At 71.2% G+C, this 16,634-nt stretch carries 9 protein-coding genes; 6 read left to right on the top strand and 3 right to left on the bottom strand.

The window, feature by feature from the left end; genetic code table 11:
* Positions 1-2: 2 nt before the first annotated feature.
* Entirely contained in the window at positions 3-1,622 is a 1,620-nt protein-coding gene (locus tag ACFZB9_RS28950; protein WP_391451967.1) for a glycosyltransferase family 87 protein, read from the bottom strand.
* Between the two features lie 129 nt (positions 1,623-1,751).
* Entirely contained in the window at positions 1,752-4,394 is a 2,643-nt protein-coding gene (locus ACFZB9_RS28955) for a transglycosylase domain-containing protein (RefSeq protein WP_391451969.1), read from the bottom strand.
* 617 nt (positions 4,395-5,011) lie between these two features.
* Between ACFZB9_RS28955 and ACFZB9_RS28960 the strand changes: the two genes are divergently transcribed.
* The 4 genes from ACFZB9_RS28960 (at position 5,012) to ACFZB9_RS28975 (ending at position 9,676) form a co-directional block, all read left to right on the top strand.
* Positions 5,012-5,695, top strand: a complete 684-nt coding sequence (locus tag ACFZB9_RS28960) for a PadR family transcriptional regulator (RefSeq protein ID WP_391451970.1) — start codon at positions 5,012-5,014, stop codon at positions 5,693-5,695.
* A gap of 135 nt (positions 5,696-5,830) precedes the next feature.
* Positions 5,831-6,913 (top strand): inositol-3-phosphate synthase, encoded by a 1,083-nt coding sequence (locus ACFZB9_RS28965; RefSeq protein ID WP_391451972.1) that lies wholly within the window; start codon positions 5,831-5,833, stop codon positions 6,911-6,913.
* A gap of 265 nt (positions 6,914-7,178) precedes the next feature.
* Complete coding sequence (locus tag ACFZB9_RS28970) at positions 7,179-8,447, top strand: MFS transporter (protein WP_391452124.1); 1,269 nt, start codon at positions 7,179-7,181, stop codon at positions 8,445-8,447.
* 104 nt (positions 8,448-8,551) lie between these two features.
* On the top strand, positions 8,552-9,676 hold the full coding sequence (locus ACFZB9_RS28975; protein ID WP_391451974.1) for a hypothetical protein: 1,125 nt from the start codon (positions 8,552-8,554) through the stop codon (positions 9,674-9,676).
* 49 nt (positions 9,677-9,725) lie between these two features.
* Here ACFZB9_RS28975 and ACFZB9_RS28980 read toward each other — a convergent pair whose 3' ends face one another.
* Positions 9,726-11,240, bottom strand: a complete 1,515-nt coding sequence (locus ACFZB9_RS28980) for a CCA tRNA nucleotidyltransferase (RefSeq protein WP_391451976.1) — start codon at positions 11,238-11,240, stop codon at positions 9,726-9,728.
* Positions 11,241-11,463: 223 nt separating this feature from the next.
* On the opposite strand from ACFZB9_RS28980, the gene ACFZB9_RS28985 reads away from it, so the two are divergent.
* Both ACFZB9_RS28985 and murJ read left to right on the top strand, forming a co-directional pair.
* Positions 11,464-13,878 (top strand): DUF6049 family protein, encoded by a 2,415-nt coding sequence (locus ACFZB9_RS28985; protein WP_391451978.1) that lies wholly within the window; start codon positions 11,464-11,466, stop codon positions 13,876-13,878.
* Positions 13,879-13,975: 97 nt separating this feature from the next.
* Entirely contained in the window at positions 13,976-16,465 is a 2,490-nt protein-coding gene (gene murJ / locus ACFZB9_RS28990) for a murein biosynthesis integral membrane protein MurJ (RefSeq protein WP_391451980.1), read from the top strand.
* The last annotated feature ends 169 nt before the right edge of the window (positions 16,466-16,634 follow it).

Consider the following 16,634-nt stretch of genomic DNA (forward strand, 5'->3'; position numbering starts at 1 on the left):
CGCTAGGCGCCCTGGGGCTGCCCCGGCACGCCGTCCTCCAGCACCTCGGCGCGCGGCTCATCGGCGCGCGGCTCATCGGCGCCCAGCTGGTCGGCGTCCGGCTCGTACCCGAGCCAGTCGGCGCCCGGTACCGGGGCGAAGGCCGCGTAGGACTCCTGCTCGCGCAGCCGGCGGGCCGCACCGAGCACGAAGACGTCGGGGGCGAAGTCGAGCACCCCGCCCGACGGGTCGTCGCTGCCGTCCCAGCGCACCGGGTCGCGGTCGGGGCGAAGGATGTCGCGGATCACCTTCGCGCACAGGTAGAGCGTGCCGCCCAGGTGCAGGATGACGGCGAAGTGGTACCAGTCCTGGCCGATCCCGTGCTGCTTGGAGTCGCCGAGGAAGGCCAGGTAGGACCAGATGCCGAGGAAGTACAGCACCTCGCAGGCCTGCCAGATCAGGAAGTCCCGCCAGCGCGGCCGGGCCAGCACGGCCAGCGGGATCAGCCAGAGCACGTACTGCGGCGAGTACACCTTGTTGGTGAGCACGAAGGCCGCCACGATCAGGAAGACCAGCTGGGCGTAGCGCGGCCGGCGCGGGGCGGACAGGGCCAGCCAGGCGATGCCCAGGAAGCAGGCGATCAGCAGCGCGGCGATCCAGTTGTTGAGGCCCGCCAGCGACTCGTTGCGGTCCTGCATGAGGATCATCCAGAACGACCCGAAGTCCTCCTTGCGGGTCTGGCTGAAGGTGTAGAAGGTGGCCCAGCCGTCCCAGCTGGCGATCATGATCGGGACGTTGACCAGCAGCCAGGCGCCCACCGCTCCACCGGTGGCCTGCCAGAACGCCCGCCAGCGCCCGGTGCGCCAGCAGAGCACCAGCAGCGGGCCGAGCAGCAGCAGGGGATAGAGCTTGGCGGCGGTGGCCAGACCGATGAAGACGCCGGCCCAGACCGTGCGGTTGGAGGACCAGTAGGCCATCGCGACGGCGGTCAGCGCGACCGCGAGCAGGTCCCAGTTGATCGTGGCGTCCAGCGCCAGGCAGGGCGCCAGCGCGAAGAGCAGCGCGTCCCACGGACGGCGGCGGTGGGTGCGGGTGAGCGCGATCACCGTGACCACCGCGCAGATCAGCAGCATCGCGGCGTTGACCATCCAGAACCAGCGCTCGCGGTCCTCGATGATGCCGCCGGTGGGGGTCAGCCAGCCGGCGATCTGCATGAAGCCACCGGTCAGGACCGGGTACTCCAGGTACTTCATGTCCGGCGTGGGCGAGGGCAGCATGTCCACGTAGGGGTGCAGCCCGGCGGCGAAACCACGCGCGGTGTACAGGTGCGGGATGTCGCTGTAGCAGGCGTGGGTGTACTGCGCGGTCGCGCCGAAGAACCAGCCGCTGGTGTAGCAGGGCAGCTTCTGCGCCAGTCCGACGATGTACGTGACGATGGTGGCCAGCGCCAGGAAGCGGGCGGGGATCCACCAGGAGACGCCGAGCAGGGCACGCCGTCCGGGCGGGCCGCCGAGCAGCTCGCTGCCGGCCGCCGCGACCGGGTCCTCGTCCGCGGGCACGACCACGGTGTTGGGCAGCGGGCCCTGGGCCGGTGCCTCCGCGGCCTCGGCGGCGGGGATCTCGTCACGTGTGCTGGACGTCATGCCGGACATACTGCCGCACCCGTGCGGCCGGTACGAGGACCGGTCCGGGGATCCGTGCCAGGGATCCGTGCCGGAGACGGCCGAGGGCGGCCCCGCCAGTGCGGGACCGCCCTCGTTCGTATCGGCTGCTCAGGTGCCCGGCTGCCCCTGGCCGCCGGCGCCCGGGTTACCGCTGACCGGCGGGTTCGAGGTGCCACCGGTAGCACCGCCCGCACCACCGCCCGGGCTGTGCGGCGGCTTGGAGGTCGGCGGCTGCGAGGTCTGGCCACCACCGCCGCAGAACAGGTCCCCGAAGGCACAGGTCGAACCACCACCGCCGGGGCTGCCGCCCGTGCCACCACCGGTGCCACCGCCGGTGCCGCCACCGGGCGGCGACGACTTGGGCGGGCTGGGCTGGCCGCCGCAGTCCACGCCGGGCAGACAGGTCTCCGGGCCACCGCCGGCCGGCGGCTGGGTCGGACCCTGGCTGGTGGGCGCCGCCGGCGGCGGGGCCTGGCTGCTCGGCGGGGCACTCGGGGTGCTGCTCGGCGTGGGGCTCGCCGTGGTCGACGGGGAGGTCGACGGCGAGGGCGAGGAGGTGCTGGGCGCGCCCGAGGCGTCGACCTCCTGGTTGACCGGTTCCGGGGCCGGGAAGTCCAGCACCGGGGTGTTGGCCAGCGCGGCCTTCATGTAGTTGGCGAAGACCTCGGTCGGCAGGTCACCACCGGCGAACTCGGTCCGGCCACCGGTGCCGACCAGGGACTGCAGCCCGGGGTGGTTGGGGTCCTCGCGGAACATGGTGATCGCGGTGGCCAGCTGCGGGGTGAAGCCGTCGAACCAGGCCGAGGTGCCCTTGTCGGTGGTACCGGTCTTGCCGGCCACCGGGCGGCCGACCGCCAGCGCCTTCTTACCGGTGCCCTTCTGGACCACGTCCTGGAGCACGCTGGTGATGTTGTCCGCCACCGCCTGGTCGAGCACCGCCTTCGGGGTGGGCTTGGTGAAGCCGCTCAACGCCTTGTCGTCGAACTCCACCTTGGTCACCGGGTACATGTCGGTCTGCTGCCCACGGGCGGCGAAGACCGAGTAGCCGGAGGCCATCTGGATCGCGCTCGGGGTCGAGGTGCCGATCGCGAAGGCGGCGGTGCTCTGGTTCTGGACCGGCATGCTCGCCGGGCTCAGGCCCATCTGCGCCGCCAGCTTGGCCACGTTGGGCCCGCCGACGTCCTCGCCGAGCTGCACGTAGGGGACGTTGAACGAGTTGATCATGGCGTCGCGCAGCGTCACATAGCCCTGCGGTCCGTCCTCGTCGTTCTTCTGCTTGAAGACCGAGCCGTCGGGGTTGGTCACCAGCGAGCCGTCCGGCTTGCGGATGGTGCTCAGGTCGTCGGCGTTGTAGCGGCTGTCCTCGTTGATCCGCTCGGGCTTGCCGTCCGGACCGGTCTGGGTCTGCAGGCCGACCTGCATCGCGGTGGCCAGCACATAGGGCTTGAAGGTCGAGCCGACCGGGACACCGGCGGTGTCCGCGTTGTTGCTGTACTGGCCCTTGTCCTGGCCCGGGCCGCCGTAGAGGGCCACCAGTGCGCCGTCCCCGGGAACCACCGAGGCCGCGCCGACCTGGACGTTGCTGTCGGTGGTGGGGTGCTTGACGGCGTCGAGGTTCTGCTGCTGCATCTGCGTCACGGCCGCGCTGAGCTCGTCGACCTTGTCCTTCTGCAGCGTGGTGTAGATCTTGTAGCCGCCCACGCCCAGCGAGGCGTCGGTGATCGTCGGGTCCTTCTGCTCCATGTACTTGTCGACGGTGGCGACGATGTAGCCGATCTGACCGGTCATGTTGGTCGCGGTCTGCGGCTTGACCGGCTCGGGCAGGCCGGCCTTCTCGCACTGGTTCATCTGGTCCTGGGTGATGGCCTTGGTGACCACCATCCGGCTCAGGACGTACCCCCAGCGGCCACTGCCCGGGGGGTCGGTCGGCGCACCGAACATGCGTGCGTGGTTGGCCGCGCTGAGCGAGGGGTCGTAGAGGCCGGCGCCCTTCAGCAGACCGGCCAGCATCGCGCTCTGGCAGACGTTCAGGTCCTTGGCGTCCACGTTGTAGTAGTTGTGGGCGGCGGCCTGGATGCCGTAGGACTGGCGGCCGAACCAGCTGGTGTTCAGGTAGCCGTCCAGGATGTCGTCCTTGGACATCTTCTGATTGATCTTCAGCGTGATGAAGAACTCCTTGAGCTTGCGGCTCAGGGTCTGGCTCTGGTTCAGGTAGGCGTTCTTCACGTACTGCTGGGTGATCGTGGAACCACCCTGGGTGGCCTGGCCCGAGGCCATGTTGTAGACCGCTCGGGCGATGCCCTTGGGGTCGATGCCGGGGTCCGTGCGGAAGCTCTCGTTCTCGGCCGCGATCACCGCGTCCTGCGCGGACCTGTTGATGTCCCCGATCGGGACGACCTGGCGGGTCAGGCTGCCCGTGCGGGTCATCTCACTGCCGTCGGCCCAGTAGTAGATGTTGGGCTGGTTGTTCACCATGCTCTTGGGGTCCGGCACCGAGGTCATCGCGTACGCGGTGCCGACCGCGGCGACGCCGCCGCCGAAGAAGATCAGGAAGATCGACAGCAGCTGCTTCCACGAGGGCAGCCAGCGCCGCACCCCGCTCTTGCCCCAGCGCGGGTAGTCGATGAACCGCTTCTTGCCCGGCGGCTGGGCACCCGCCCCCCGGCCGTCCCGGCCACCGCCGCCGCCCGAACCGCCGCCCTTGCGACCGCCGCCCTTCTGGGCCGCCTTGCGCATCTCAGCGCGGGTCATCCGCGGCTGCTGGGCGGTCTCGCGGCTCGCCTGCGGGCCCCGTGCACCACCGGGCCGGGCCGCGCGCGGCCGCCCCGGGGTGTCATAGGACGGCGCGCCTTCAGGCGCAGAGCCGTAGGCGTACGGGCGTTGGTCGTTCGATCGGCCGGGCGGCTGCTCGTCGCCGCCCGGGTTCGCCGATCGGCGCCGGTGTTCGCTCATAGTCCAGTAACTCCTAGGCCAGGCACGGACGCCTGTAGACAGGATCCACTTCCGATGCCCGCAACCCGCCCTAGGCGGGGATCAGGCCGCTACCCAGGTGGTGGTCCTCGTGCACACGCGACAGCGTACGCATGCCTGATGAGTCATCAATCGGGCATTTGCGCACAAGAGCCGTGAAAGGACAACAGATCATTACATGCCCGTTGCCAAGAAAGCCCGGGTTGGCCTTGTCCTGGGGCTTCGGTGCAGGCCTGGTCGCAAGCTCTGAGTGCTCTTGTGATCACATTCACCCGTGCCCCTCTTGCCCCAATCGTGACCTCCGCCTATCGTTCTCGATATATCGAGTCGATACATCGCAGCGGCATAGCCAATCGCGAGGTACCGGCGACCGAGGCGTCGAAGGGAGGCCGGACCGCGTGAGCAGGCGCTCAGGAGTGCTGGAATTCGCCGTCCTCGGCCTTCTGCACGATGCCCCGATGCACGGCTATGAGCTGCGCAAACGTCTCAACGTGCTGCTCGGCTCGTTCCGCGCCTTCTCCTACGGCACGCTCTATCCGTGCCTGAAGAGCCTGGTCGCCCAGGGCTTCCTGGTCGAGGACAACCCGGACACCGAGTACGTCCCGGCCACCGCGCTGAACGGTAAGCGGTCGAAGATCGTCTACCGGCTCTCCCCGGACGGCAAGCAGCGTTTCGAGGAGCTGCTCGCCGACTCGGGCCCGGACGCCTGGGAGGACGAGCACTTCGGGGTGCACTTCGCCTTCTTCGGTCAGACCGACCGGGCGGTGCGGATGCGCGTCCTGGAGGGCCGCCGCAGCCGCCTTGAGGAGCGCCTGGAGCGGATGCGCAGCTCGATCGCCCGCACCCGCGAGCGGTTCGACGACTACACGCTCGAACTGCAGCGGCACGGTCTGGAGTCGGTGGAGCGCGAGGTCCGCTGGCTGAACGAGCTGATCGAGACCGAGCGGGCCAACCGGACCGGGCGCACCGCCGCCCCGCCGGGCAGAACCGCCGTACCACAGTCTTCGGACGGCCGTGGCGACGAGGACGGATCCCCCCTTCCGTCCCGGCCACCGCACGACCGCCCGGGGCACTCCGACTAGGAGTGCCGCCGCCGCGTCCGCCTGGCGCCACGCAGCGGAAGTGGGCGCAGTGCGCCCGTCAGATAGTCAGATGAGAAGCAGGACGAGGACCGCCGGTCTCCGGTGGACCTCACGAGATCACAGGGAGCAACCGGAATGGGTTCGGTTCGCGTAGCCATCGTGGGCGTGGGCAACTGCGCCGCGTCGCTGGTGCAGGGTGTCGAGTTCTACAAGGACGCCGACCCGGCCGGTAAGGTCCCCGGCCTGATGCACGTGCAGTTCGGCGAGTACCACGTCAAGGACGTGGAGTTCGTCGCCGCGTTCGACGTCGACGCCAAGAAGGTCGGCTTCGACCTGGCCGACGCCATCGGCGCCAGCGAGAACAACACCATCAAGATCTGCGACGTGCCGCCGACCGGCGTCACCGTGCAGCGTGGCCACACCCTCGACGGCCTCGGCAAGTACTACCTCGAGACCATCGAGCAGTCCGCCGAGGAGCCGGTCGACGTGGTGCAGGTCCTGAAGGACCGCCAGGTCGACGTCCTCGTCTGCTACCTGCCCGTCGGCTCCGAGGCCGCTGCCAAGTTCTACGCGCAGTGCGCCATCGACGCCAAGGTCGCCTTCGTGAACGCCCTGCCGGTGTTCATCGCGGGCACCAAGGAGTGGGCGGACAAGTTCACCGAGGCCGGCGTGCCGATCGTCGGTGACGACATCAAGTCGCAGGTGGGCGCCACCATCACGCACCGCGTGATGGCGAAGCTCTTCGAGGACCGCGGTGTCGTCCTCGAGCGCACCATGCAGCTGAACGTCGGCGGCAACATGGACTTCAAGAACATGCTCGAGCGTGACCGCCTCGAGTCCAAGAAGATCTCGAAGACCCAGGCCGTCACCTCGCAGGTCCGCGACCGCGACATGGGCGCCAAGAACGTCCACATCGGCCCGTCCGACTACGTCGCGTGGCTCGACGACCGCAAGTGGGCGTACGTCCGCCTTGAGGGTCGCGCCTTCGGCAACGTGCCGCTGAACCTGGAGTACAAGCTCGAGGTCTGGGACTCGCCGAACTCCGCCGGTGTCATCATCGACGCCGTCCGGGCCGCGAAGATCGCCAAGGACCGCGGCATCGGTGGCCCGATCCTGTCGGCCTCCTCGTACTTCATGAAGTCGCCGCCGGTGCAGTACTTCGACGACGAGGCGCGGGACAACGTCGAGAAGTTCATCCGCGGCGAGGTCGAGCGCTGAGCGAAGCGAAGCCTGCGAGCTGTTCAGGCTGAGCGCTGAGCGAAGCGAAGCCTGCGAGCTGTTCAGGCTGAGCGCTGAGCGAAGCGAAGCCTGCGAGCTGTTCAGGCTGAGCGCTGAGTGCTCGTCGCTGAGTACACAATGACGACGGCCGATGTTTCACGTGAAACATCGGCCGTCGTCATGACACCCTGAGCACGTGGCGATCACCCGACGGCAGGCCCCGGCTCCCAGCACGCCCGACACCGGCCGTGCCTCGCTCGGTTCGCTGCTGCGTACCCGGGACTTCCGCCGGCTGCTGGCTGCCCGGCTGCTCTCCCAACTCTCCGACGGCGTCTTCCAGGTCTCCCTGGCCTCGTACGTGATCTTCTCTCCGGAGCGCCAGTCCTCCCCCACCGACATCGCCTCGATGCTCGCGGTCCTGCTGCTGCCGTTCTCGGTGATCGGCCCGTTCGCGGGGGTACTGCTGGACCGCTGGCGCCGCCGCCAGGTGCTCTACCTCGGTAACCTGGCCCGCTTCGGCCTCGGTCTGGTGACCGCCGGGCTGCTGCTCGGCCAAGTGCCCGAGTGGCTCTTCTTCGCCTCCGCGCTACTGGTCACGGCGCTCAACCGGTTCATCCTGGCCGGGCTCTCGGCCGCGCTGCCCCGCGTCGTGGCACCCGCCCAGCTGATCACCGCCAACGCCCTCTCCCCCACCGCGGGCACCGTCGCGGCCGCCTGCGGTGGTGGCATCGGCTTCCTCTTCCACCAGGTGATGGCGCCCGGGCCACGGGCCGACGCCGCGCTGGTGACGCTGGCCGCCGTGCTCTACCTGGCCGCCGCGCTGGCCGCCCACCGGATGGCCCCCGACCTGCTCGGCCCCGAGCACCACCCCGACCGCCCCGACCTGCGCGCGGCGCTCGGCCAGGCCGGCACGTCACTGGTCGACGGCGTGCGCCACCTCGTCAAGGAGAGCCGGCCCGCCGTGCACGCGCTCGCCGCGGTGACGGCAGCGCGGTTCTGCTACGGCGTCCTGATCGTCACGGTGCTGATGCTCTCCCGCTACACCTTCAACGACCCGGCCGACAGCCGGGCCGGGCTCGCCACCCTGGGCACGGCGCTCGGCTTCTCGGCGGTCGGCTTCTTCCTGGCCGCTGTGGTCAGCCCCTGGTTCACCCGGCGGCTCGGGCTCACCGGCTGGATGGTGGCCTGCCTCGGCTCGGCCGCCCTCTTCGTCCCGGCACTGGGCCTCTTCTTCGACGCCGGCCCGGTGATGGCCGCCGCGCTGCTGCTCGGCGTGGTCACCCAAGGCAGCAAGATCTGTGCCGACACCATCGTGCAGAACGCGGTCGAGGACGACTACCGAGGGCGGGTCTTCGCCCTCTACGACGTGCTGTTCAACGTCGCCTTCGTCGCGGCCGCCGGTGTCACCGCGCTGGTTCTGCCGCTGAACGGACGGTCCGTGGGCGTACTGCTCGGGGTCGCGGTGGCCTACGCGCTGAGTGCGGTGCTCTACGCCCGGGCCGGTCGGCGCACGCCGCCGCCCGGGCCCCGGTGACCGGGGACACGGCGACTCGCTAGGGTACGTCCGCACCAACGAGTTGACGCTTTCGCTCCACTTCCGCCACCCCTCGGCCGTCGTGCCATCCTCGGAGAGCCGTCGTGAGCAATCCGCCCCAGCCGCCGAACCCGAACGTCCCGCCGCCACCGCCGAACCCGCCGCGCGTTCCCGCGCCGCCGGCTTCCGCGCCCGCGCCCGTGACGCCCGCGGAGTCCGCACCGGCCGACACCACGCTCGTCGACGCCGCACCCGTCGATGCCACGCTCGCACAGCCGACGGCTACCGTGCTCCCGCCGCCGGTCTTCGCCCAGCCGAGCCAGGCCCCGGCCCCGGTCCAGGTCCCGGCGCAGCCCGCGCCGAACCCCTACGCGGCGCCGAACCCTTATGCCGCGCCGAGCCCGTACGGCACGCCGGCCATCGCACCGGCCTACGGCTACCCGGGCCCCGGGATCCCGGGCCCGCCCGCCGTCTGCCGGGTGTGCGGCGGCTTCCCGGCGGTGGACGTCACGGTGCGCGGGCACCAGGGCGTGATCGTGCTGTGGAAGTTCCCCAGCCGCCCCGGCCCGTACTGCCAGGTCTGCGGCACCGCCACGGTCCGCGAGATGGCGCAGCGGACCCTGGTGCGCGGCTGGTGGGCCCTCCTCTCACCGCTCTTCACGCTGATCGCGCTGCTGCGCACCCGGACCGCCTATCAGAAGATCCGTCAACTCCCGCCGCCCGCACCGGGAACCCATGGCCCGCAGCTGGACCCGGGCACCCCGCTCACCAAGCGCGGTGCGATCTGGATGCTGCTGCTGCCGGTGGTCTCGGTGGCGGCCTGCGTCACGCTGCTGGTGCTGCTGGTGTCCGGGGCGAACAGCGACGACTCGGGGCCGGCCGGCCGCCCGGTGGTCACCGCGACCGGCGGCGACTGCCTGCGCGACACCAACGGCTCGCTGGGCCAGCCGGACGCCCACCCGAACGTCACCGTGCTCCCCTGCAGCAGCCCCAAGGCGCAGTACCGGGTGCTCGGCAGGGTGGCCACCGTGGACGACCCGCAGCGCGCCTGTTCCGGCTACCAGGCCGCCACCTCCTGGCTCCTGCACCAGGACGGCGGCGCCAGCTTCGCGCTCTGCCTGGCCGCCAAGGACGCCCCCGACGCCCCCACCGCACCCGACGGCTCCTCCGGCGGCACCGGCTCCTCGGGCGGCTCGACCGGCTCGACCGGCTCGGGAAACAGCGTCTGACGGTCCGTCCGTGGGCCGCGGTGGTGCGCCACCGCGGCCCGAGCGTTGGTCAGTGGCCCTGCTGCTCCTGCGCCCACCACTCCTTGAGCGCCGCCTCGGCCGCCTCCTGCTCCATCGGGCCGTGCTCCAGGCGCAGTTCCAGCAGGTGCTTGTAGGCCTTGCCGATCACCGGGCCCGGCGCCAGGCCGAGCAGCTCCATGATCTGGTTGCCGTCCAGCGCGGGGCGGATCGAGTCCAGCTCCTCCTGTTCCTTCAGCTGGGCGATCCGCTCTTCCAGGCCGTCATAGGTCCGCGACAGCGAGGCGGCCTTCCGCTTGTTGCGGGTGGTGCAGTCGGAGCGGGTCAGCTTGTGCAGCCGCTCCAGCAGCGGGCCCGCGTCGGTGACGTAGCGGCGCACCGCGGAGTCGGTCCACTCGCCGCCGCCGTAGCCGTGGAACCGCAGGTGCAGCTCGACCAGGCGCGAGACGTCGTCGATCAGCTCCTTGGAGTACTTCAGCTCCCGCATCCGCTTGCGGGTGAGCTTGGCGCCGACCATCTCGTGGTGGTGGAAGGAGACCCGGCCGTCCGACTCGAAGCGACGGGTGCGCGGCTTGCCGATGTCGTGCAGCAGCGCGGCCAGTCGCAGCGTCAGGTCGGGGCCGTCCTGCTCCAGCGCGATCGCCTGCTCCAGCACGGTGAGCGAGTGCTCGTAGACGTCCTTGTGCCGGTGGTGCTCGTCCTCCTCCAGCCGCAGGGCGGGCAGTTCGGGCAGCACGTGGCCGGCCAGGCCGGTGTCGACCAGCAGCCGCAGGCCCAGCAGCGGGTGCTCGGCCAGCAGCAGCTTGTTCAGCTCGGCCTGGACCCGCTCGGCCGACACGATGGTGATCCGCTCGGCCATCGCCGTCATCGCGGCCACCACCTCGGGAGCGGGCGTGAAGTCCAGCTGGGCGGCGAACCGGGCGGCGCGCATCATCCGCAGCGGGTCGTCCGAGAACGACTCCTCGGGCGTGGCGGGCGTGCGCAGGACCCGGGCCTCCAGGTCGTCCAGCCCGTGGTGCGGGTCGACGAAGCCGCGCCCCGGCAGGTCGACCGCCATCGCGTTGACCGTGAAGTCCCGGCGGACCAGGTCCTGATCGATGGTGTCGCCGTAGGTCACCTCGGGCTTGCGCGAGGTGCGGTCGTAGGCCTCGCTGCGGTAGGTGGTGATCTCGATCAGGAAGCTGCCCGCCGGGGTGTCCTTGCGGGCCCCGACCGTGCCGAAGGCGATGCCGACGTCCCACACCGCGTCCGCCCAGCCCTTGACCAGCTTGAGCACCTGGTTCGGCCGGGCGTCGGTGGTGAAGTCCAGGTCGTTGCCGAGCCGGCCGAGCAGCGCGTCGCGCACCGACCCACCCACCAGGGCCAGCCGGAAGCCGGCCTCCTGGAACCGCCGGGCGATCTCGTCCGCGACCGGGGAGACCCGGAGCAGCTCCTGCAGACCCAGCGTCTGGGCCTCGCTCAGGCCTGGCAGAGTTCCGGCGGGGCCGGCGGCCTGGGGAGCGGCGGCAGCGGGACGGGCGGCGGTGGGTTCATTGGCGTTGGGCACGGCACACAAGGGTACGTGCCCGGGGCGGTCGGCAGCCCGCACCTTTTTCGCCCGGAGGCCGCCCATCCCAAGGCCCGCAACACTGCGGGCCCGGCAGCGTCGTTACCATGCCGGTGGGGCCGATGGTCCGCCGAGGGCGTGAGCCCGACACCGCGCGTGGTTGCGGGGGCAGCGCGGACCGAAGCGAAGACGACCGCGAACCAGAACGGCGAGGACGAAGCGCGTGGGCGAGCCAGCACGGCACACCGAGGGTCCCCGCAGGTCAGGCCGCGGTTCTCGGCGGCTGACCCGGGCACTGCGGTCCACCGCCCTGGTCACCGGCACGCTCGCGCTGCTCGGTGCCACCGGCGTCGTCCCGGCCGTCGCCGCACCGGCCCGGCCCGCTCTGGCCGGGGTCTCGGCCGATTTCCCGGTCTCGGTCACCATCTCCAGCGTCCAGCCCCCGGTGCCCACCGCCGGCGACTCGCTGCAGATCTCCGGCACCATCACCAACAGCGGCTCGACTCCGCTCAAGGCCGCACAGGTGGGCCTGTCGCTGGGGCGCAGCACGGCGCCGCTGAAGACCCGCGACGCGATCGGCACGATGCTCGCCCGGACCGACCCGGCCGGCGCCGACGGCAAACCGCTGGCCGCCCCGGTGAGCCCGGTGGGCGACCTGGCGCCCGGCGCCAGCACCGCGTTCCACCTGCCCTCGGTGGCGATAAGCGACCTGAAGCTCGACCCGAGCGAGGGGACCACGGTCTACGAACTGGCAGTGGAGGTGCAGGCCGGCACCAACGACGATCCGACGCCGCACGAGGTCGGCATCGGCCGCAGCGTGCTGCCGTACTTCTCCAGCGCCAAGGACATCCCGGAGAAGACCCAGGTCGCCACGGTGTGGCCGCTCACACACGCGGCCGAGCTGGTCACCCAGACCATGGACACCGACCAGAGCTCGGTGCTGCGGGACGACAGCCTGGCCACCGACCTGGCCCCGAACGGGCGGCTCGGCCAGCTGCTCACCCTCGGTGAGCAGATTCCCTCGCTCACCTGGGTGATCGACCCGGCTCTGCTGGACGCCGTGGCGGCGATGACCAAGCCCTACCGGGTGCAGCTGCCCGGCCACAGCGGCGAGCCCGCCCGGAGCGACAACACCGTCGCCGGCACCGGCACGGCGGTGGCCACCCACTGGCTGGACGAGCTGCGCCGCGCCGTCACGCAGAAGGGCGACGAGGTGGTCGCCCTGCCGTACGGCGATCCCGACCTCGCCTCGATCGCGCACAACGGCAGCGGCCAGAGCGGGCTGAACACGGTGCTGGGCAAGGCCCAGACGGCCGGCCAGGTGACCGTGGGGGGCCGGCTGCTGGTGGACCCGGTGGGCGACATCGCCTGGCCCTACCAGGGCGCCCTGGACCCGCAGACCGCCCAGGTCGCCCAGCAGCTGGGCGGCTCGAAGGTGATGGTGAGCAGCGCGAGCGTCAGCGACCCGCAGCTGCCCTACACCCCGAACGCGGCGCGGCCGCTGCCGAACGGCCAGACGGCCCTGGTGGCCGACAGCACCATCGCAAGCCTGTTCACGGGCGACCTCGCCACCCCCGAGGCCAGGACCGCGGCCGAGCAGCGGTTCCTCGCCGAGACGCTGGCGATGACGCTCCAGCAGCCCCGTACCCAGCGCACCCTGCTGGTGATGCCGCCGCGCGACCTCACCGCCCAGAGCGCGCAGACCCTGCAGGACGCGCTGCTCAAGAGCGGACAGTGGACCATCCCGGTGACGCTGGACACGGTGGCCGCCACCCCCGCCGACCCCGCGACCGCCGACACCACGGTGCAGCCCGCCGACGCCTACCCCGCCGACCTGCGCGCCGACGAGCTGCCGGCCACCGACCTCGAACAGGTCGCCGGCGTGCAGACCCAGATGGACCTGCTGCTGCAGATCCTCACCAACCCGGGGCGGGTCAACAGCCCCTTCAGCGCCGCCATGATGAGCTCGGTCTCCACTGCTTGGCGCACCGACCGCAAGGCCGGCGACGACTACCGCACCAACGTCTCCAAGAACCTGGGCCAGCTGGTCAACGCCGTCAGCATCCCGAAGAAGAGCAACAAGATCACCCTTGCGGGTAACGAGGGTGTGCTGCAGGTCAGCGTCAAGAACGACCTCACCCAGCCGGTGATCAACCTCCAACTGCGGCTCACCTCCAGCCAGCCCTACCGGGTGACCGTCAGCAAGGAACAGAACATCTCGCTGAGCAGCGCGCAGAGCATCTCGGCCAGGTTCTACGCGAAGGCCCAGGGCAACGGCGTGGTGCAGATGACCGCCCAGCTGTGGACGGTCGGGCCCAACCCGCAGAAGTACGGCGACGAGGTGAAGTTCTCGGTCGAGGTCAGCCAGGTGCCCAACGGCGTGTGGTGGGTGGTCGGGGCCGGCGTCCTGCTGGTGCTGCTGGCCGGGCTGAGGTTCTTCCTGCAGCGCCGCAAGCGCAAGGGCGAGCCGGACGACGACCCGGACGCACCGCTGGCGAACCCCGACGCACCGGACGGGGCCGGCGGGGCGCTCGACCCCGAGGCCGGGGCCGACGCGGATCCGCGGACCGACGGCGGGATGAATCAGTACGAAGCGGACAGTCCGCGGCCCCGTGAAGGGACCACGGCGCACCCCTAGCGCACGGTGCCGAAAGCCGGGATCGGGCCGCTGGTGATGAGACAGTAGGTCCTTGAGATCTCTCGGAGACGGCCGGACCGACCAGCGATGAGGTGGCATGAGCGAGCGGAGCACGGGGGTCCCCCCGGCCGCGGGCGGGGGCGGCGGAAAGTCGGTCCCCCCGGCCGAGGAGCGGGCGTCCACGGTGGCCGAGGAGAGCGACTGGTACCTCACCGAGACCTTCGCGCGCGACCCCTTCGCCGCCGACCCGTACGCCGCACCTGACGGCCCGGGGCCGTACCACCAGGGCAGTCCCGAGCCCACTGTCGAGGCTCCGGACGTCACGGAACCGGATGAGGCCGCCGACGACAGCCCTGCCGCGAACACCGAGCCCGCTTCTGCCGCGCCGCCGAACAAGGCGGCGCGGCAGAAGCGGCAGAAGCGGCGTGACAGGGCCGCCGAGCCGCCGGCCGAGCCCGTGGTGCCCGCCTCCCGCTGGGCCCGCCAGGCAGCCGCCACGCCCGCCCCCGCGGTGCTCAGCACCGTCCCTGCCACCGAACCCGGCGCCGAAACCGGCACCGACGCCGAGGCCAAGGCCGGCACCGGGGCCGAGCCCGCGGACGGCTCACCCCACGAGACCGGGACCGCCGAGTACGTGGGTGTCGACGACCTGTTCGCGGCCGCCTACCCGACCAGCGAGGTGTCCAAGCGGCCCTTCGTCCCGGTCATCGAGTTCGACCCGCCGCTCAGCCCCGAGGAGGCCGCGCTGCTGGAGGCCACGGCGGAGCCCGAGTCCGACGTGCCGTTCAGCTTCGACCTCCCGGGCGAGTCCGGCGACCCAGCCGGACCGACGCCGGCCGAACCCCAGGAGTCGGCCGAACCCGAGGAGCCGGCCGGGACCCAGGAACCGGGCGACCCGGAGCAGCCCGAGGACCCCGCCGAGGAGCCGGCTACCGCGAGCGGCGGCAAGGTCGCGAGCCTGCTCGGCTCCAGCGCGATCATGGCCGCCGGCACCCTGGTCTCCCGGGGGACCGGCTTCCTGCGCACCATGGTGATCGCCGCCGCGATCGGCGTCGGCACCATGGGCGACTCCTACTCCGCCGCCAACACGCTGCCCACCCTGCTCTACATCCTGATCGGCGGCGGCGCGCTGAACGCCGTCTTCGTGCCGCAGCTGGTCCGCAGCATGAAGCAGGACCAGGACGGCGGCACCGCCTACGCCAACCGCCTGCTCACCCTGGTGATGGTGGGTCTGGCCGGCGTGGTCTTCGTGGCCGTGCTGGCCGCCCCGCTGCTGGTCCAGCTGATCTCGCACTCGCTGATGAGCGGTCAGGCCAGCGCCGACAGCACGGTGGCCCTGGCCCGCTACTGCCTGCCGACCATCTTCTTCATGGGCGTGCACGTGGTGATGGGCCAGATCCTCAACGCCCGTGGCCGGTTCGGCGCGATGATGTGGACCCCGGTCCTGAACAACATCGTGGTGATCTTCACCTTCGCGATGTACCTGTGGGTCTTCGGCACCTTCCAGCACAGCCGGGTCACCCCCGAGAGCATCTCCCCCGAGGGTCTGCGGCTGCTGGGCCTCGGCACCATGCTGGGCCTGGCCGTCCAGGCGCTGGCGATGCTCCCCTACCTGCGCGCCGCCGACTTCCACTTCCGGCCGCGGTTCGACTGGCGCGGGCACGGCCTGGGCAAGGCCGCCCGGCTGGCCAAGTGGACCTTCCTCTTCGTGCTGGCCAACCAGGCCGGCTACCTGGTGGTCACCCAGCTGGCCACCGCGGCCGGCAGCCGGGCCGCCGCGCACGGCTACCTCGGGGTCGGACTTGCCGCGTACTCCAACGCACTGCTGATCTGGCAGCTGCCGATGGCGGTGATCACCGTCTCGGTGATGAGCGCGGTACTGCCCAGGCTGTCCCGCTCGGCCGCCGACGGCGACCCCGGCGCGGTGCGCGACGACCTCTCCTACGGGCTGCGCACCTCGGCGGTGGCGATCGTGCCCGCCGCTTTCCTCTTCCTCGCCCTCGGCCCGCAGCTCGGCGGCGCCATCTACGGCCTGGGCAACGGCGGCAGCGCGGCGCACGGCACCACGGCGGTCGGCTTCATGCTCTCCGCCTTCGCGCTCGGCCTGATCCCCTACTCGGTGCAGTACGTGCTGCTGCGCGGCTTCTACGCCTACGAGGACACCCGCACCCCGTTCTCCAACACCGTCTGGGTGGCCGTCACCCAGGCGGCGACGGCCCTGCTCTGCTTCCTGCTGCTGCCCGCCCAGTGGGCGGTCACCGGGATGGCGCTCGGCTACGGTGCCTCGTACGTGGTGGGCGTCGCGGTGGCGCTGCCCAGGCTCAAGCAGCGGATCGGCGGACTGGACACCGCGCGGATCGCCAAGACCTACGTGCGGCTGGCGCTGGCCTGCCTGCCGGCGGCACTGGTCGGCCTGCTGCTGTCGCTCGTGCTCCGCACGCTGCTGGACGGCTGGCTGGGCAGTGTGATCACCGTGGCGGTGGCCGGCGCCGGTCAGCTGGCGGTCTTCCTCACGGTCGCCCGCCGACTGCGGATCGAGGAGTTGACCACGGTGGTCGGGATGATCCGCGGTCGCCTTGGCCGTTGACCGCCCATCAGTTTGTCCACCTACTGGTCGGTAGTGGCACCGTGGAAACCGGTTGGCCCCGTCAGCGGTCGTCCTCGGGTGGGAAGAGTGGGCACAATTGTCTTCGAATGACTTGGTCTGCAGACCCGGGTCCTCGCCTGTCCGCCGCCCGGCGACACGCCGGCGGGGG

This window comes from Kitasatospora sp. NPDC008050, from assembly GCF_042957465.1.
GTDB lineage: Bacteria > Actinomycetota > Actinomycetes > Streptomycetales > Streptomycetaceae > Kitasatospora.